General features: G+C 59.2%; 20 protein-coding genes. 11 read left to right on the top strand and 9 right to left on the bottom strand.

The features are described 5' to 3' along the window. Positions 1-83: 83 nt before the first annotated feature. The 5 genes from FHT84_RS03915 to FHT84_RS03895 all read right to left on the bottom strand — a co-directional run bounded on the left by FHT84_RS03915 (position 84) and on the right by FHT84_RS03895 (position 4583). Positions 84-827, bottom strand: coding sequence for a hypothetical protein (locus FHT84_RS03915; RefSeq protein ID WP_246698471.1), 744 nt, complete (start codon positions 825-827; stop codon positions 84-86). Between the two features lie 351 nt (positions 828-1178). Further along, positions 1179-1784: a transglutaminase-like cysteine peptidase gene (locus tag FHT84_RS03910; RefSeq protein ID WP_112343119.1), complete on the bottom strand. Its 606-nt coding sequence runs from the start codon at positions 1782-1784 to the stop codon at positions 1179-1181. 388 nt (positions 1785-2172) lie between these two features. Next, positions 2173-3135, bottom strand: coding sequence for a prolyl aminopeptidase (gene pip / locus FHT84_RS03905; protein ID WP_112343118.1), 963 nt, complete (start codon positions 3133-3135; stop codon positions 2173-2175). A gap of 72 nt (positions 3136-3207) precedes the next feature. Continuing rightward, entirely contained in the window at positions 3208-3837 is a 630-nt protein-coding gene (locus FHT84_RS03900) for a PilZ domain-containing protein (RefSeq protein WP_112343117.1), read from the bottom strand. A gap of 83 nt (positions 3838-3920) precedes the next feature. Further along, complete coding sequence (locus tag FHT84_RS03895; protein WP_245430396.1) at positions 3921-4583, bottom strand: PAS domain-containing protein; 663 nt, start codon at positions 4581-4583, stop codon at positions 3921-3923. 314 nt (positions 4584-4897) lie between these two features. Between FHT84_RS03895 and FHT84_RS03890 the strand changes: the two genes are divergently transcribed. Together FHT84_RS03890 and FHT84_RS03885 are read left to right on the top strand one after the other, a co-directional pair. Continuing rightward, on the top strand, positions 4898-5668 hold the full coding sequence (locus tag FHT84_RS03890; RefSeq protein WP_112343115.1) for a rhomboid family intramembrane serine protease: 771 nt from the start codon (positions 4898-4900) through the stop codon (positions 5666-5668). A 164-nt stretch (positions 5669-5832) separates the two neighbouring features. Further along, positions 5833-6267 carry a CBS domain-containing protein gene (locus FHT84_RS03885; RefSeq protein WP_112343114.1) on the top strand — a complete coding sequence of 145 codons (435 nt, stop codon included), beginning with the start codon at positions 5833-5835 and terminating at the stop codon, positions 6265-6267. 223 nt (positions 6268-6490) lie between these two features. On the opposite strand, the gene FHT84_RS03880 is transcribed toward FHT84_RS03885, so the two are convergent. The 3 genes from FHT84_RS03880 to folE form a co-directional block, all read right to left on the bottom strand. Next, a complete protein-coding gene (locus FHT84_RS03880; RefSeq protein ID WP_112343113.1) occupies positions 6491-7450 on the bottom strand; it encodes a patatin-like phospholipase family protein in 960 nt (319 codons plus the stop codon). 106 nt (positions 7451-7556) lie between these two features. Then, positions 7557-8006 (bottom strand): phosphoribosyl-AMP cyclohydrolase, encoded by a 450-nt coding sequence (gene hisI / locus FHT84_RS03875; RefSeq protein ID WP_112343112.1) that lies wholly within the window; start codon positions 8004-8006, stop codon positions 7557-7559. Positions 8007-8031: 25 nt separating this feature from the next. Continuing rightward, the gene (gene folE / locus FHT84_RS03870; RefSeq protein WP_112343111.1) at positions 8032-8643 is read right to left on the bottom strand and encodes a GTP cyclohydrolase I FolE; all 612 of its coding nucleotides are present in this window, start codon (positions 8641-8643) and stop codon (positions 8032-8034) included. Between the two features lie 395 nt (positions 8644-9038). On the opposite strand from folE, the gene FHT84_RS03865 reads away from it, so the two are divergent. From FHT84_RS03865 to FHT84_RS03845, 5 genes are all read left to right on the top strand, one after another. Continuing rightward, complete coding sequence (locus tag FHT84_RS03865) at positions 9039-9500, top strand: iron-sulfur cluster assembly scaffold protein (protein WP_162736973.1); 462 nt, start codon at positions 9039-9041, stop codon at positions 9498-9500. A gap of 13 nt (positions 9501-9513) precedes the next feature. Beyond that, positions 9514-9936 (top strand): membrane protein insertion efficiency factor YidD, encoded by a 423-nt coding sequence (yidD, locus tag FHT84_RS03860; protein WP_112343109.1) that lies wholly within the window; start codon positions 9514-9516, stop codon positions 9934-9936. 4 nt (positions 9937-9940) lie between these two features. Next, a complete protein-coding gene (locus FHT84_RS03855; protein ID WP_112343108.1) occupies positions 9941-10468 on the top strand; it encodes a DUF1697 domain-containing protein in 528 nt (175 codons plus the stop codon). Between the two features lie 128 nt (positions 10469-10596). Next, positions 10597-12585, top strand: a complete 1989-nt coding sequence (thrS, locus tag FHT84_RS03850; protein WP_112343107.1) for a threonine--tRNA ligase — start codon at positions 10597-10599, stop codon at positions 12583-12585. 144 nt (positions 12586-12729) lie between these two features. Next, the gene (locus FHT84_RS03845) at positions 12730-13569 is read left to right on the top strand and encodes a lysophospholipid acyltransferase family protein (RefSeq protein WP_112343106.1); all 840 of its coding nucleotides are present in this window, start codon (positions 12730-12732) and stop codon (positions 13567-13569) included. A gap of 79 nt (positions 13570-13648) precedes the next feature. On the opposite strand, the gene FHT84_RS03840 is transcribed toward FHT84_RS03845, so the two are convergent. Continuing rightward, positions 13649-14761 (bottom strand): hypothetical protein, encoded by a 1113-nt coding sequence (locus FHT84_RS03840; protein WP_169646091.1) that lies wholly within the window; start codon positions 14759-14761, stop codon positions 13649-13651. A gap of 110 nt (positions 14762-14871) precedes the next feature. Between FHT84_RS03840 and FHT84_RS03835 the strand changes: the two genes are divergently transcribed. The 4 genes from FHT84_RS03835 (at position 14872) to FHT84_RS03820 (ending at position 17831) form a co-directional block, all read left to right on the top strand. Continuing rightward, positions 14872-15459 carry a nitroreductase gene (locus FHT84_RS03835; protein ID WP_112343105.1) on the top strand — a complete coding sequence of 196 codons (588 nt, stop codon included), beginning with the start codon at positions 14872-14874 and terminating at the stop codon, positions 15457-15459. Beyond that, on the top strand, positions 15459-16064 hold the full coding sequence (locus FHT84_RS03830) for a flavin reductase family protein (RefSeq protein WP_112343104.1): 606 nt from the start codon (positions 15459-15461) through the stop codon (positions 16062-16064). The genes FHT84_RS03835 and FHT84_RS03830 overlap by 1 nt, the downstream gene beginning before the upstream one ends. A gap of 127 nt (positions 16065-16191) precedes the next feature. Further along, complete coding sequence (locus tag FHT84_RS03825; protein WP_112343103.1) at positions 16192-17331, top strand: DUF2336 domain-containing protein; 1140 nt, start codon at positions 16192-16194, stop codon at positions 17329-17331. A 35-nt stretch (positions 17332-17366) separates the two neighbouring features. Further along, positions 17367-17831 (top strand): GNAT family N-acetyltransferase, encoded by a 465-nt coding sequence (locus FHT84_RS03820; RefSeq protein ID WP_181592385.1) that lies wholly within the window; start codon positions 17367-17369, stop codon positions 17829-17831. Positions 17832-17837 lie beyond the last annotated feature (6 nt).

Genomic DNA, 17837 nt, shown 5'->3' with positions numbered 1-17837 from the left:
AACGCCCGTTGCGTTCGACAGTAGGAGCTTAGCGTTACCAATCGGTTTATGATGAACAGTTGGTTTCAAGTTTTTGCGCCATTTTAGCGGCCGGCTGCGGCTGTTGTCGTGGGGTCGGCCTTATCGACAAGGCGTGCTCTGATGAAATTCTGGACGGCGGCGTCCATGGCGCGCCAATCCCCAAGCTGATTGCTGGAAAAGCGATAAAGAACGCTCAAATCCTTGCCCAGCTTGACATCCCGCTGGCAGTCTCCGCTCGTTGCCAGCGCCGGGGAGGCGGGAAGGAGGCAGCGCACGACATAATCGGTATCACCGGGACGCGGCGCGGTCAGAAGCACTTCGCCATTATAGCCGGCATCCGCGCGCAGCCGATGTGCGATGAGACCGAAGGGACCGGCATAGGCGGTACCATCCATCAATTGCGAATAGATCGGCTCCAGCCTGCCCGACATGTCACGAGACATCGTGCTCTGGCTGACCTGCAGGAAGATCAGCGACGACGACTGGGAGATATCATCGAAGCGCAGCCGATCCGCTTCGCTATAACCCTGCATTTGCGGCCAGGTCAGATAAAGGTCGACGCGCTCGGAGGTGCCATCCACGCGCTCGCTCGGGAAGCGGATCGTGTTCGCAGCCAAATGCAGGGTATCGTCGCCGATCGTAACCGAGATGGGCTTGGCATCGGTCGTATGTCCGGCCAAGGATATTTTCTCACCAAGCCAGTGACCACCGACGGAGATGGCAACGGTAAGAGCAGCCAGGACGGCAACACCGGCCGTGAGCCGATAGACGAAACCGCTTGAAACCAGCGGCCTTTCTTCAATCATTGACACGGATGACAGAGGAGGAGCCATGCTGTTGCCTTCGTTTCCTTCCGCTCCGGCCGCCGTCGCCTGTGACCAAATCGGGCGGCGACTGACTGGCTGAGTCTCGTTGGAAACGATGATTGGCGCCATGATGGTTAATCGGCGGTTAATTATAGGTCGTCAGCCATGCTAACGATGCGGCTAAATTCGCAGGATTTATCCGCGTTCATTCCGAGGAGCGCCGCTCAATAAGAAAGAGCCGTTCCCCGGGACAGTGGGAACGGCTCAGAGGCACCGGTCTGGACAGAATTCAGGGGACGAGACCGGGCCTCAGACTTTGACCATTGGCGCCGACGATCGCGTGCGGAAGGCCTACTTCAAGCTGCCGACTGCGACAGCTCGGCCATCCTGTATCTTGACCCAACGGGCCGGATCATCAGCGGATTGACGCTTGAGAAAGGTGTATTCGGTCTCGGACCAGAGCTTCACCTTGTTGCGCATGTTGTCGAGCACGAAATCGCCGCGATCGGTGCGAACCGTCAGAACGGCGTGACCTTCGCCATTCGGCTGCAGGACCACGGTCATCAACAGATCCGAGGGCGAGAAGCCGGCATCGATCAGCTGCTTGCGCTTCAGCAGTGCGAAATCCTCGCAGTCGCCGGCAGTCGTCGGGATCGCCCATTTCTCTTCGACACCGTAGAGTTCCATATCGGTCACTGGCTTGATCGTCGTGTTGACGGTGTAGTTGACCTTCAGGATCGTCTTCCAGTTGTCCTGGTTGAGGATGATCGGACCAGCATCGCCACCGGCATAGACGCATTCCCGCGGATTCTCCTTGCAGAACTCATAGTGGCCGATCGGCGGAGCCGCATCGCCGGTGATCGTCATGTTGGCGGGCGCGGCCTGAGCGAGACCGAAGAAGCCAAGAGTGGCGAATATCAATGCGGCGCAGCCGCGAATTGCAAATTGAAAGTTCATGTCCCTGTCCCTGTTTTTATTGGGATCAGAATGACACGCATGTTTTTATCCGGCGCAAAATTACGCAGTTAAATTAAGGACTTAGTTTATTAAAATCTGGATCAAACTTTCATAAAACACGCAAAAAACTTGATTCAACTTCGCGGAAAATTCGATTAAAATTTGAGTGATTTCGGTATTGGATAGGGGAGGCGAAATCCCGCATCGTGCTGCGCTGAAAGGACTTCCCGAAACGGATTTCTTAACGTCGGGCGACCATTTTCGGCGGAAAGCGTGCCACAACGAAACATGGCAATCGCGCAGACGCTCTCTCGCGGCGGTGAAAACCGCCGTTTGTGGTCGGACGTGTCCCATTTTGAGAAAGCCGGCTTAAAAATATTTCTGATTTTCATCGCTTGGTATCGCGGCGAAGCCCATCGGCTGCGCGAGTGATCGCAGTGGCCATTTCGGCGACTGCAGGCGAGTGGGCAGCATTCGCGACGATCACGAGATTCGCTTCCGGCCAGGCCTGCGACAATTCCCAGGCAGTAACGAGAGGCGCCTCCAGATCCAGCCGTCCCTGAATCATCGTACAGGGGATGCCGGCAAGCCGACGGATATCGCGCAGGATCTGGCGGTCCTCAAGCCACGCCAGATGGTGGAAATAGTGAGTGATGATCCGCGCTCGCGCAGTCAGATAGCGCGGATCGGACCAGCGCGGCGACAGGGTCACACGGGGATCGACCAGGATCGAGGCTGCCTCCCATTCATGCCAGTCCCTGGCGGCCTTTACATAGATTGCGGGATCCGGATCGTATAGAAGGGTATAGTAGGCGGCCACCAGATCGCCGTCGCGATCCTCTTCTGGCACCGCAGCCCGAAAGCGCGCCCATTCCTGCGGAAAGAAACGGCCAAGTCCGCGATAAAGCCAATCTATTTCGGACTGCCTCGTCATCGTTATTCCAACAAGCAGCAAGGCTTCGACCCGATGCGGATGGGTTTCAGCATAGATCAGCGCCAGCGTGCAGCCCCAGGAATTGCCGAAGACGATCCAGCGCTCCACACCGAGCTTCGACCGCAACTGCTCGATATCGGCAACGGAATGCCATGTGGTGTTGGCCGAGAGATCGATCGCCGGTTCCGATGCATGCGGGAGACTGCCGCCGCAGCCGCGTTGGTCGAACTGAATGATCCGGTAGTATTGCGGGTCGAAATAGCGTCTCGTTCCGGCGGAACTGCCGGATCCCGGGCCGCCGTGCAGGATGAGCACGGGAACACCTTCGGGATTGCCCGATAGCTTCCAATGAATCCGCTGACCGTCGCCGACGTCAAGCAGGCCTTCATCGAAGGGAGTTGTGTCCGGGTAGAGCATCTTGCCGCCACGCGATCGAGGAAGGACAGGCGTCGCTGTTTCGCGACGCGGCGTGACAGGAAGATGACGGTATCAGAGAAATTCGCGCAAGGTTTCCCGCGACTGCAGGGAGAGGAACTCGATCGCCACGCCCTCCATGAAATGACGCACCACGCGGCCACGCATGTTGCCGAGACGAACCGGCGTTCCGATTGCCGGACGTATCTCGACGTCGACGGCTGCGCCCGAAAGCGAGAGGTCCATGATACGGCAGACATATTGCGTGCCGTCATCGAGGGTAAGTGCGCTGCGCGCATCACGCGGCGTCAGGCGGTCGTGACGGCGGTCTTCCGGCAGGCCAAGCTCATGCTTGTTGGCAAGCCAGGTCAGTTGAGCGGCAAGCTTCTCGCGCTTCCGCTCGGTGGCGTTGATCGACATGCTGAAACCACGGCCGTCAACCGCGACGACATTGCCTTCGACGCGGCCAAGATGGTCGATGTAGGCGATGACCCGCTCGTCGGCGCGCGGACGTCCCGCGCAGGTGACATAGAGATCGCCCGGCGACATTTCCGTCACCAGGCACTCGAATTCCTCGTAGTTGGCCAGCATCAGGCGGCCCTGCATGTTGATCGGAACCCGCTGGAAGGTCCGTTGCTCACCGCGGACGGCGTTGCCTGCCAACTGGTTGGGCCGCGTCGCTTGGGCCGGTTGGAACGAGTGCATGGAAGCGTCTTGAATCCTATTGCGTCTCTCTCAACTATTAGCCGCGACTCCTTAAAGTAAGGTTGTCTTTTCCAAGGTATAACTCAAGGGCGACGGCCGATTCTGTCCCGTCCCGGATCAATTCCGGCACGATCGCGGCTATTCTTTGCTTGATTGAGCTTTCGACGCATCCAATCTCCAAGGCTTGCGCTTCCCTGAAGCGGCAGAAGATCCGTCGGATCGGGATGGGGAGGAGAGGCCACGAGCCGTGCCGGGCGCTCATAGAGCAGGCGGCTGCGATCAAGCGCCAGAAATTCCAGACGCTCATTGCCGAGCCATGTCGAATGAACGGTGGGCGTCAGACACCCCAGCAGCCTGTCGCAAATATCGCTGGATGACCGTACCGGCATCAATATCATTTCGAAGGTCATGCTGCGGCCGCTGATGCAATAGCCGGTGGCATGGATAGCGGCTGGAATGACATGTCTCATCACGCCGGCGGCAATGCGCACCGGATCGTCCTGCTGGCTGCCGGCCCATAGCGCCGCGAAGTCTTCGCCGCGAATCTCGCGGCCCATGAGATTGCAGATCGCCGTACCCGCAAGCCGGAAACGCGGATTGTCGTCCACGGTGTTTTCCATGATGAACAGTTCCGGAAGAATATGGCTGACCGCCGAGGGCTGTATCAAATTGCGCAAGGGGGCATCCGCGCTGCCGCGTATCTGTTCCCAATAAGTAAATATGTCGATGCTCGTCTTCTGGCGCATCTCGCGTCCGTGTCCCATTTCAATTCAATTGCCCAGGCATTCATTGCCTCCAACTCCGGCGTTGCGAATTCCATGCCAAGACCGGGTCGTTAGGGTTAACGAATGGTTTCGATTGCCTTTCGCGGTAGCAAATGAAAGGAATTGCTCATCACTTCACGAAGTGACCTTCAGCACGAACTTCACGGGTCCCGGGCCGGCCTCAAGGTCAATTCCGGAAGAAGTGCCCGATACGCCGCCCGCCTTTGTTGGGCGGCTTTTTTTTTGATTTTCGCTGCGCTATGTGTCGATGACCTTCATAGAAAGCCGAGCAAGACATGGATGATGAACAGCTGCCGCGCCAAGAGCCGGAAGATCCGCGGCCGCGTCAACGCGCTCCTGCTTTCAATCTGCCTCCCGTCATTCTGGCAAGCCTGGTCATCCTGATCATCGTTTTCGCGATCATGAACCTGCCGTGGTGGTCGGACGATACGCTGAACTGGATTTATTTCACCTTCAGCTTCATTCCGGTGCGCTACGCCTTTCCCCTGTCGCAGCAAGGCCTGGAATGGCTCTGGACGCCAGTCACCTATTCGCTGCTGCATGGCGGGGTCGAGCACATCGTCTTCAATAGTCTGTGGCTGATGGTTTTTGCAGCTCCCGTGGCGCGGCGCATCGGAACCTCGCGTTACGTCATTTTCTGGATTTTTTCGTCTGCGGCGTCCGCCTTCATGCATGCCGCACTCTATTGGGGTGATCAGACGCTTCTGATAGGGGCATCCGGAGTCGTCTCGGCGCTCATGGGGGCGGCTTGCCGCTTCGCTTTTCCCGCCATGGACGGTCGACGGACCTCCATGCGGGAGGCGCATCTCAATCCGCGCCTCTCCATTCTCGGCTCGCTTCGAAGCCGTACCGTCGTTGCCTATATCGTCATGTGGATTGCCGGTAACGCCCTCGTCGCCTTCGGAATCACGCTTGCCGGCGACAGCTCGCAGCCGGTGGCATGGGATGCCCATATTGGCGGTTTCCTGTTCGGATTCCTGCTTTTTGCGCTGTTCGACCGGCAGCCGCGCGAGGCGCCCCAGGAAGCTTTACCACTCGATGAATGAGCTGTTGCTTTCTTACTGACACAGGCGCACCATTACGATCCGTCGGTCGCGAAATGAGGAGATCGACCCGACCGACGGGCAGGGCGCCGGTTTGAGCTCCGGGGTAATTTCGGAACATATCGGACCTTCAAGTGTTGATCATGCTTTCGAGATGGGAGGATCGAATGTCAGTTTCCGTAAAGGCCATACTGGAAGCCAAGGGTCGCGACGTCGTTACGACCGGCGGCAATACGACCGTTGCCGAGGCCGCGAAGATTCTCAATGAGAATCGCATCGGCGCCATCGTGGTCGTCGGGCCGGGCGGCAAGATTTCCGGCATCTTCACCGAGCGGGATGTCGTCAATGCCGTTGCCAAGCATGGCCATGAATGCCTTGAAAAGCCGATCGCCTCGATGATGACGGCGAAAGTGCATCGCTGCAAGGAAGACACCACGACCGACGAGTTGATGGAACTGATGACCATGCGCCGCTTCCGTCACGTTCCCGTCGAGGAAAAAGGCAAGCTTTCCGGCATCATCTCGATCGGCGACGTCGTCAAATGGCGTATCCGCGAGATCGAACTCGAGGCAGAGCAGATCAAAGCCTATATCGCCGGGTGAGGTGAGGAGCGGTTTGGCGCCCGGAGCAATCGACCCATCGGGTCGCTTGCGGCGATGAATGCGCTGAGCCTCAAGATGAAGGGCCGGATTGTCCGGTATCGATAGAGCCTCTTTCGCTCTCGGCGGAGAGGCTCAGCTTTTCACGAAATCGCTGATCCGCTCTGTCTCATTATTTTCCAGCGATTCCGGACGGAAAAACGCCTCGCACTTTTCCTGGAGTTCTCTAGCGCGCGTATGCTTCCTGCATGCGGCGGATTTCCGGCAATCTTGCCAGAGCTTCCTCATAGCCGCGTTCGATGGCCTCGCCGGCGCGATGGAATTCCGACAGGCCGATATCGCTAAGGCGCGGATGCAGCGCAAGATCGGGCGGATCGCCGGCCAGACGAGCCCGGGCTATTCTATCCTGGATGATATTGAAAGCCTGGACCATGACGCCGGTCATGCCAAGTTTCATGGGCGGCGTGTCTTCACGCCGCACCAACTCGCCGCTCAACGGGCCGACATTGTGCTTGACCACGGCAGAGCGACCGAAGAGGTCATAGTTTAGATTGACCGCCGCCACGAGTGGCTGTTCATACGAGCGGCATACCGAAACCGGTACGGGATTGACGAGAGCGCCGTCGACCAGTGTACGGCCATTGGTTCGCACCGGTTCGAAAATGCCGGGAAGGGCATAGGAAGCCCTGAGTGCCGTGATCAGGGAGCCATTGGCAATCCAGACTTCATGGCCGGTATTCAATTCCGAGGCGACGGCGACAAAGGGACGGTCCAAATCCTCAACGGAGAGGCCTTCCAAATGCTCCTGCATGCGCTTGGTCAACCGCATGCCGCCGAACAGCCCACTGCCGCCGATGGTCAGATCGAGAAGGCTGGCGATGCGGCGCATCGTCAAAGAGCGGGCAAAGGCTTCGAGCTCATCGAGCTTGCCGGCGAGATAGCAGCCGCCGACCAGGGCGCCGATCGAGGTGCCGGCGATCATGCCGACTTCGATACCTGCCTCGTCGAGCGCGCGCAGAACGCCGATATGAGCCCAGCCGCGCGCGGCACCGCCGCCAAGCGCCAGGGCGATCTTGACTTTCTTGGGTGGTGCGGGAGGGAGAAGCGGATTGGAGGTATCCTGCGAGAGGCTTGAACCGGTCAAGTTCTGTCCGCCGTTATGACGATTCAACCCCCAATTCAGCATTTGAAGCCTCCTTCGAGGCCCCAGGTGCCTCCGCTAAAATACTGTCCCTTTTTCGTTTCCAAATCGTATATCGGTTGTGGCATCACCGATCGTTTCGCCTTTGGGTCTACTGCTTGTAGACTTCTTCCGGATCGAAATGCAGATGATCGTCGACCACGTTCAACACGGGCTTGCCATCTTCAAGCTCAACCGTTCGATAGAAGCAGGAACGCCGCCCAGTATGGCACGTCGCGTCATGTCCGGCGACCTCCACTTTCAGCCAGATGGCGTCCTGATCGCAATCCGTTCGGATTTCCTTCACCGTCTGAAGGTTTCCCGAGGTTTCGCCCTTTTTCCAGATTTTTCCACGTGACCGGCTGAAATAATGCGCCGTACCCGTTTTGATCGTCAGGGCGAGCGCCTCGGCATTCATATGGGCGACCATGAGGAGTTCGCCGTCATGCACATCGGTCACGATCGCGGTGATCAGGCCGCGATCGTCGAAACGAGGTGTGAAATCGCCTGCATCCTCCAACTCGGATTTATCTTCGGAGGGAGCGTTGAAAATCAGATTCATCTCCGGCTCTTTCGTTGAAGCCCGGTCAGCGACCCCGGACCAAAGACATGAAACGGGCCTGCTCGGCCGGATCGGCCTTGAAGGCGCCCGTGAAGGTCATCGTCAATGTCGAGGAGCCTTGCTTTTGCACGCCGCGCATGGCCATGCACATATGCTCTGCGTCAATCATCACCGCAACGCCGCGCGGACGCAGCGTGTCATCGATCGCATTGGCGATCTGGGCGGTCATGGCTTCCTGCGTTTGCAGGCGGCGACCGAATATATCGACGACGCGCGCGATCTTGGAAAGACCGAGAACGCGGCCGTTCGGCAGATAGGCGACATGCGCCTTGCCGATGATCGGCACCATGTGGTGTTCGCAATGGGAGAAAAACGGAATGTCACGCACGAGGACGATGTCGTCATAGCCAGAAACCTCTTCGAAGGTTCGACCGAGCACGTCTTCGGGATTCATGTCGTAGCCAGCGAAAAGTTCGCGATAAGCCTTCGCGACGCGCGCGGGCGTATCAAGCAGGCCTTCGCGCTGCGGATCGTCGCCGGCCCAGCGCAACAGAACGCGAACTGCGTCCTCGGCTTCCTTCTGCGTCGGACGTTCGGAATCAACGACTTGCGGAAAGTTCTTTACAATGGCGTCCATTACCTGTGGATCTCCTGACCCGCTACGCGGATATCATTTTGTCGGACTCGCCACTGGCATTTCCCATATAAGGGGCCCCACATAAGGGGCTTACGTACCTTTGGCGGGCTCCGGGGCGTTCTGGCTGGCGGACAAGCCTGCCGTCCTGCACGGTTTCCCATCAAACTTACAGAAGACCATTGCATTTCGATGGTCTTCGAACGACATACATATAGTATGGCATTGTCCCTGTGAAAGTGTCCTAAACGGACACGCTGTGTTTTTTGTTACGAAACATTAGAGCCTTGATGATTTTAGGTCTGCTCGACCTGAAATCTCAATCTGCTCTAGAATCGAATAAAATAGAGCATGATGCTAAATCATGCTCTAACGGGTGCATCGGAGCAGAATCTGTGATGGACGACATCTACAACAGCAAAATCCTGGAGTTTGCCGGCAATATCGGCCGTATCGGCAGTCTTCCTGACGCCGATGCCATTGCCCAAGCCCATTCCAGACTGTGCGGTTCTCGCGTAAAAATCTGGCTGAAAATGGACGGCGATGTCGTGACCGATTTTGCCCACGACGTCAAGGCCTGCGCGCTTGGCCAGGCATCGTCCTCGGTCATGGCTCGCCATGTCGTCGGCGCTTCGGCTGACGAAATTCGCAAGGCTCGTGAAGACATGCTTGCGATGCTCAAGGCTGACGGCGAGGGACCGAGCGGGCGGTTCGAGGACATGCGCTATCTCAAGCCTGTCAGGGACTACAAAGCCCGCCATGCCTCGACCATGCTGACTTTCGATGCCGTGGTCGATGCGATCGGGCAGATCGAGGCGGCGCGCGAGGGCGGAAGCGCCAAGACAGCCGAAGCCGTCTGAGCGAGTGCTGACCATGTGCCAATTCTGCCTCATGCAGGACGACGATCAAGACGAGGGCGGTGCTGCTCCCTCCCGGCGAGCGCGGCGGGATCCGTCGCTGGCTGCAGACAGGGTGATTAAATCGCGCAATTATACCGGTCCCTTCCGCAAAACACCGGACCGGCTCTTCGGCATGGGGCTCATTCGTCTGTATCAACTGACGCTTTCAGGCTTCATCGGCAACTCGTGCCGCCACATCCCGACCTGTTCGGAATATGGTTATGAGGCGGTCGCCCGCCACGGCCTTTGGGCAGGCGGCTGGATGACGCTGTTTCGTGTGGCGCGCTGCGGGCCAGGAGGCACGAGCGGGCTTGATCCAGTGCCCGGCGAACTGGAGCGCCGCTATCATTGGTGGACACCCTGGCGTTATTTCCGCCTCGGCCGAAAGGCTGCCTGACTGTATGGCGGTCTACGTCGCGCTGCTGCACAGCATCGTTCTTGGGCCGGGCCGCCGGGTGGTCATGAGTGATCTCAAGACGATGGCTGAAGGGCTCGGCTTTCGTAACGTCCGCACGCTGGTGGCAACCGGCAATCTCGTTTTCGAAGCGGAAGAGCAGCCGGTCGCGTCCGTCGAGGCGCAGCTCGAAGCCGGCTTTGCCGCTGTTTTTGGCAAGCATGTCGATATCATCGCCCGCGGCGTCGAGACATGGCTGAAGCTTGCGGACGGCAATCCATTCGTCGACGGGATCGGCAGTGAGGTCATCGTTCGCGTCATGCGGCAGCCGCTCGGATCGGAAATCCTCGACACGCTTGCGAAATACCGTCGAGGCGAGCGCATGGCAGTCGTCGACGGCGACCTGTGGATCGATTTCGGCCTCAAGGCCAGCGAAACCAAAATGTTGCCGGCCCTGACGACAAGGCGACTCGGCATCGGAACGATGCGGAATTGGAACACGGTACGCGGTTTGGCCGAGATGATCCGCCGCTGACGCCGCTTTTTCTTTACTAGATCACGAAATACAGCTATCAGGCGCGCGGACATAAGTACGTATTTACTTAGTCCGCATCTTTCGAAACCACCCGCATTCGTTGGCGGGACTGGACAAGGAGAATATCGATGTCCCAATCCGTTTCCCTGACATTTCCCGATGGTTCCGTGCGCAGCTTCGCTGCCGGCACGACCGGTCGCGATGTCGCCGAATCCATTTCCAAGTCGCTGGCCAAGAAGGCTGTCGCCATTGCGCTTGACGGCACCGTCCGCGACCTTTCCGATCCGGTGTCGGACGGCAAGATCGAGATCATCACCCGCTCGGACGATCGGGCGCTGGAACTCATCCGCCACGATGCCGCACACGTGCTTGCCGAAGCCGTACAGGAGCTTTGGCCGGGAACGCAGGTGACGATCGGTCCGGTCATTGAAAACGGCTTCTACTACGATTTCGCCAAGAACGAGCCGTTCACGCCCGATGATCTGCCTGTGATCGAAAAGCGGATGCGCGAGATCATCCAGCGCAACAAGCCGTTCACCAAGGAAATCTGGTCGCGCGAGAAGGCGAGGGAAGTCTTTGCCGCCAAGGGCGAGAACTACAAGGTGGAGCTGGTCGATGCCATTCCCGAAGGTCAGGATCTGAAGATCTATTACCAGGGCGATTGGTTCGATCTCTGCCGCGGTCCGCACATGGCCTCGACTGGCCAGATCGGCAATGCCTTCAAACTGATGAAGGTTGCCGGCGCTTATTGGCGTGGCGACAGCAACAATCCGATGCTGACCCGCATTTATGGCACGGCGTTTGCCGAGCAGGCGGATCTCGATAACTACCTGCACATTCTTGCCGAAGCCGAAAAGCGCGACCATCGCCGTCTTGGCCGCGAAATGGACCTGTTCCATTTCCAGGAAGAAGGCCCTGGCGTCGTCTTCTGGCACGGCAAGGGCTGGCGCATGTTCCAGACGCTGGTGTCCTATATGCGCCGGCGGCTGCAGGGCGACTACCAGGAAGTCAACGCGCCGCAGGTGCTCGACAAGTCGCTTTGGGAGACCTCGGGCCACTGGGGCTGGTATCGCGACAACATGTTCAAGGTCACTGTCGCCGGCGACGATACCGACGACGATCGCGTCTTCGCATTGAAGCCGATGAACTGCCCGGGCCACATCCAGATCTTCAAGCATGGCTTGAAGTCTTACCGCGAACTGCCGATCCGCTTTGCGGAATTCGGTGCCGTACATCGCTACGAGCCCTCGGGCGCGCTGCATGGTTTGATGCGCGTGCGCGGCTTCACGCAGGACGATGCGCACATCTTCTGCACCGACGAGCAGATGGCGGCCGAGTGCCTGAAGATCAACGATCTCATCCTGTCGGTCTATGAGGACTTCGGCTTCAAGGAGATCGTCGTCAAGCTTTCGACCCGCCCCGACAAGCGCGTTGGTTCGGACGAGCTCTGGGATCGCGCCGAAAGCGTGATGATGGACGTGCTGAAAACGATCGAGGCGCAATCCGAAGGACGCATCAAGACCGGCATTCTGCCGGGCGAGGGTGCTTTCTATGGTCCGAAGTTCGAATATACGCTCAAGGACGCCATCGGCCGTGAATGGCAGTGCGGCACGACGCAGGTCGACTTCAACCTGCCGGAGCGCTTCGGTGCGTTCTACATCGACCAGCACTCCGAAAAGACGCAGCCGGTCATGATCCATCGCGCCATCTGCGGCTCGATGGAGCGTTTCCTCGGCATCCTGATCGAGAACTTTGCCGGCCACATGCCGCTCTGGGTCTCGCCGCTGCAGGTCGTCGTCGCGACCATCACCTCCGAAGCCGATGCCTATGGCGAAGAGGTGGCGGAATCGCTGCGCGATGCCGGTCTCACGGTCGAGACCGACTTCCGCAACGAGAAGATCAACTACAAGATCCGCGAGCATTCGGTCACGAAGGTGCCTGTCATTATCGTCTGCGGCAAGAAGGAAGCCGAAGAACGTTCGGTCAATATCCGCCGCCTCGGCAGCCAGCTTCAGACGTCCATGTCGCTCGATGAGGCGATCGAGTCGCTTTCGCTCGAGGCCACTGCGCCGGATATCCTGCGCAAGCGCGAAGCCAAGCGCTCCAAGGCCGCCTGACGGGCTACAGACATCTGACGGCGTTTCAGGGCGCCGTCAGACAACTGTCATACAGCATTCATATAGTTGATGAATCAAAGCGTTGCTGCGGCTGCGACATGTGGCGCAACCGAATCATAGGAGCGGGGCAGCCCCGTCGCGCACTTGGAATTCAAAGAACTATCCTACGCCAATGAACGGGATCCGCGTCTCAAGCGCTGGTTCATCCGCTCCATCGAGGGTCTGTCCGGCCGGGACCGTTACACCCGGCTTTACGATATCTGGCGTACCGATATCGTCGGCAAGAGCGAGCGCGTCTTCGGCAAGATGCTCGATCTCATCGATGTGCGGCTGCTCATCAAGGGCGAATGGCCGCCGAGCCGGATTCCCGAGGCGCCCATCGTCATCGTCGCAAATCATCCCTACGGCATCGGCGACGGAATTGCTGTGCTGGCGCTTGCCGAGGAACTGGGGCGCCCGTTCAAGGTTCTCATCAACAATGAATTGTTGAAAGTGCCCGAGATGCACGACTATTCGCTGCCGGTCTCCTTCGAAGAAACCAAGGAAGCGATGGCGATCAACATGAAGACCCGGCATGAGGCGGTCCGCCTGCTGAAGGAAGGCACGACCATCATCGTCTTTCCCGCCGGCGGCGTCGCAACCGCCAAGAAGGGTTTCGGCCGGGCAGAGGATCTGCCCTGGAAGATATTCCCGGCGAAACTCATCCAGGCGGCGCGTGCGAGTGTCATTCCCGTCTATTTCGAAGGGCAGAACGGCAGGCTGTTCCATCTCGCGAGCCGGATCTCGATGACCTTGCGCATCTCGCTGCTGATCCGTGAATTCCGGCGCCTCTCCGGCAGCACCATAACAGCCCATATCGGCGCGCTCAGAAGCTGGGAGGCACTGAGTGAAGGCAGCGATCGCAAGGATCTGCTGACGAAACTCTATGGGGCCGTGTTCTCGATGGCGCCGCCAAGAAAGATGCTGCGGCGCAAGGTTGGCTGAGCGGGAAGAGCACCGGATTCGATCACCAATGGGTGATCGTTCCGAGAATTCAGCCTGTGATCCAAGGCGACCGCCGCCGTCAATCCATGCTATCGCCTTCGTCGCCAGCGGCGGGCGCCAATTGTTCATAGGTCGGCAGAGGCTGCTGACTGGTCGTTGCCGGCGGTGTCTGGCTCTGGCGCATCGGCGGCATCTGGATCGGAAGCTGGCGGGCCGGCTGCTCGGTATCGGCATCCTGCGGCTGCTGCTGCTTCATCAGCACTTCCACATCCGTATTCATGCCGGCCGCGACGGTGAAGTCGCGCTGATAGATCTTGTCCTTGTTGCGGGCGACGGCGGTATAGCGGCCTTCGGCAAGCACCATGGTCGGGAAGGCGCTGACGCTTTCGCCGACGATATCGCCCGCCGATGTCAGGACCGACCAGGCGGTATCGGCGATCGCCTCGCCGCCGGCATCCGACACCAGCTTGAGCGTGATCTTGGCTGCCCTGTGCTGGATGGTCGCCTGCGTCACCTTGCCGGCCTCCACCTGGATGTCGGCGCGGATGACGGCGTTGACCTCGCCATATTCGGAAACGACGTGATAGGTGCCCGCGCTGAGGCCGACCAGAGTATTCGGCTTCACATCGTCCATGACAAGGCCGCGTTCCCCGTCTTCCTTGGCTTCGCTGGAATAGATCGAGAAGCTGAGCTCGTTCGGCGGGATACGGACGTCGGATCCGGACACGGCATTCAGCACCATGCCGCCGGCGTCGAGCACCATCGTCTGCTTCTGGGTTTCGCCGGTTGCCGCTACGCTCAATCTCTTGGTGACGCCAGCACGACCGAAGGAGACATTGACGAAATAGTCGCCAGGCAGCAGGTGGAATGAGGCCGAGCCTCCTCGGGAGCTGGCGACAAGCGGCAGCTTGCCGTCGGCACCGGCAACTGGGCTGAAAACATACCAGGAGAGGCCTTGCTGCTGTGGGCTGCTCTGAGGCGTCATCTTCGCTTCAAGCGAAACGTCACGCAGGGTGCGGGAGGCCGAATTCTCGCCATCGGGCGCTACGAAGGCGTTGAGCTTCGGCATCTTTACGCTGCCGTCCAGCTGCTTGAATTCCTTGAAGGCTTCCTGCGCCGAGGCGACCGTGCTCACGCTTGCGAAGATTGCGATAACAGCACTCAATCGGAGAGCGGATGAAATGCCTGACATGGATACCCAACCGATTGACTTCCGATAAAACACAAGCCACTTCAAAACCAATGCAATGGCAAATTCAAGACCTACCTCCTAGCACAAGCCAAAATGAAGGCAGTTCCTCAATGAAAACCGATATCAAGCTGGTCGATTATCTCGCTGTGCGCCGATCCATTCCCGCGTTTCAAATGTCGGAGCCGGGGCCGGGCAAGGCTGAAATCGAGGAGATCATCCGGCTGGCCTCGCGCGTGCCGGACCATGGCAAGCTTGCTCCCTGGCGCTTCATTGTCTACCGTGGCGAGGAGCGGGCGCGTATTGGCGAGGAGCTGCTGAAGCTCGCGCTGGAAGCCAAGCCGGATCTTTCCGAGGAGATGATCCAGGTCGAGCGCACGCGCTTCACCCGCGCGCCGGTCGTCATCGCCGTCGTCAGCAAAGCGGCGCCGCATTTCAAGATTCCGGAATGGGAGCAGCTGATGTCGGCGGGCGCTCTTTGCCTGAACCTGCTGATCTCAGCGAATGCTCATGGCTGGGTCTCCAATTGGTTGACGGAATGGTTCGCCTATGATGAGCGCGCCTATCCGTTGCTCGGCGTTGAGCCGGGCGAGAAGGTAGCCGGATTCATCCATATCGGCTCCTCCAGTTTCCCCCCCGTCGAGCGCCCGCGCCCGGAACTGTCGGAGACCGTGAGCTGGGTCGGTGGGGAGGACGCGTGATGTTCTACACGACTGATACCAATCGCCACGGGTTGGCACATGACCCTTTCAAGGCCATCGTCGCGCCAAGACCGATCGGCTGGATCGGCAGCAAGGGCAGGGATGGTTCGCTGAACCTGTCGCCCTATTCCTTTTTCAACGCAGTCAGCGACCGGCCGAAGCTGGTGATGTTTTCCTCCGCCGGCCGAAAGGACAGCGTGCGCAATGTCGAGGAAACCGGCGTTTTCACCGCCAATCTCGTCAGCCGCCATATCGTGGAAAAGATGAACCATTCGTCGATTGCCGTTCCCTACGGCATCAACGAATTCGAGCTGGCCGGGTTGACGGCAACCCCGGGCAAGCTGGTGGATGCTCCCTATGTGGGCGAAGCCTTCGCGGTCCTTGAATGCCGCATGACCCAGGTGCTGCAGCCCAAGGGCCTCGATGGCGAGGTGTCGGAAAACATCATGGTCATCGGTCAGGTCGTGGGTATCCACATCGACGAGGCGATCATCTGTGACGGCAGGCTGGACATGGCGCTGGCGCGGCCCGTCGCGCGCATGGGCTACATGGATTATAGCGAGGGAAGCGACGTCTTCGAGATGATGCGGCCAAGGACTCCCTGAATGGAGCCATCGCACTGATCTGCAAGAGGTTAATGAATACAGTAAACGTCCCGTAAACCTTTCCTCGCTAGCGTGAGCGATATGAGTTTGCGGGGCGGGAATCGCCTTGCCGATATCGGGGCATTAAGTGATCATAGAAGCATTCCTTCGCTGGGCTGAGACCGCCAAGGCAGAAAGCAGGGCTAGGGCGGCCAATGCGCTCGGCAGAGCCTATCTGCAGTCGCAGATGCCCGATGAAGAGCGTGCCGCCGCGGAAATGGCGATGACCTATCTGCTCGATGATCCGTCGCCGCGCGTGCGGCTTGCGCTTGCCGAAGCGGTGGCCCGCTCGGCTGACGCCCCGCGCAATGTCATTGTGTCTCTGGCTGGGGACCAGCCGGAAATAGCGGGACAGATCATTCTGCTTTCGCCGGTGTTCACCGATGCCGATCTTGTCGATCTGGCGCTACATGGCAGCGATGTGACGCGCGTCCTGATCGCCTCTCGCGGCCAGGTGTCGCGTTCTGTCTGCGCAGCGATTGCCGAGATCGGCGGTGAGGCGGAAATCCTGTGTCTGCTCGAAAATGACGGCGCGTTGCTTTCGCAGGCCTCGCTTAAACGTATCGCAGAGCGCATGGGCGATTGCGCCGATATACGCGGCCTTCTTCTTTCGCGTGACGCCCTGTCGTCGGATGTCAGACACCTGCTGATGCGGCGGGTCAGTGAGGCGCTATCCGAATCGACGCTCGTTCAGAGTTTCATCGGCAGCGGCAGGCTGCAGCAGGTGACGCGCGAAGCGACCGAATCCGCGACCGTTGCCATTGCGGGAACGGCACAGCATGAGCAATTGCCTGATCTCGTCGAGCATCTCAGGCAATGCGGCTGGCTGACGCCCGCCTTCCTGATGCATGCGCTGTGTTCCGGCAAGGTCGATTTCTTCGCCTGCGCGATCACCAATCTTTCCGGCTGCGATGAGCGACGCGTGCGCTCGATCATCTCCAGAGGCCGCGTCCATGCCATCCGGGCGCTTTACGAAAGCGCCGGACTGACCCGGGACATCAGCACGATCTTCGTCGAAGCGACACTGATCTGGCGCGATGCATCCCGCAAGAACGCCGCTGCCATGCTGGAGAACGTCTCTTCGCAGCTGATGCGTAAATTCCGCCTTACCGGGCAGCCCCCAGCCGCCGCCGCGCAGCTGCTCGACATGGTGGAGAAGCTGGCGAATGCCGAACGACGACAGGCCGCGCGCAGCTTCGCGGCACTGGCGACGCTCGCCGCTGCGTGATATCCAGCGCTCGGTTCATTTTTCCGAGGTTCAACTTGCCACTGACCATCGCCATGGAATCCCCGCGCCAGGACGGTGTTATCCGCCTTCTCGACATGTCGAGCGCCTATGCGGAATCGCTTTATCCGCCAGAGAGCAATCATATCCTTGATCTGGCTTCGCTGGAGAAACCGGACGTAAGCTTCTGGGTCGCAAGGCTGGAGGAAGCCATCGTCGGATGTTGCGCCCTGGTGGAGACCGGTGACGGCACGGCCGAGATCAAGCGCATGTTCGTCGATCCCGCGGCCCGAGGGCGCAGCGTCGCGCGCAAATTGATGGAAGCGCTCGAAGCGACGGCGCTGGAAAAGGGCCTTTCAGCGATCCGACTGGAGACAGGCATATACCAGCCGGAGGCAATCGGTCTCTATCGGAGGTTCGGCTATGTCGACATCGCTGCCTTCGGCGACTACCAGCCCGACCCGCTCAGCCTGTTCATGGAAAAGCGGCTGACGTCGAAATAGGCAAGG

The organism is Rhizobium sp. BK289, assembly GCF_014193575.1.
GTDB classification, from domain to species: domain Bacteria; phylum Pseudomonadota; class Alphaproteobacteria; order Rhizobiales; family Rhizobiaceae; genus Rhizobium; species Rhizobium tropici_C.
Note: the sequence above shows the minus strand (reverse complement) of the source record. Positions and strands in the feature narration are given on the sequence as shown.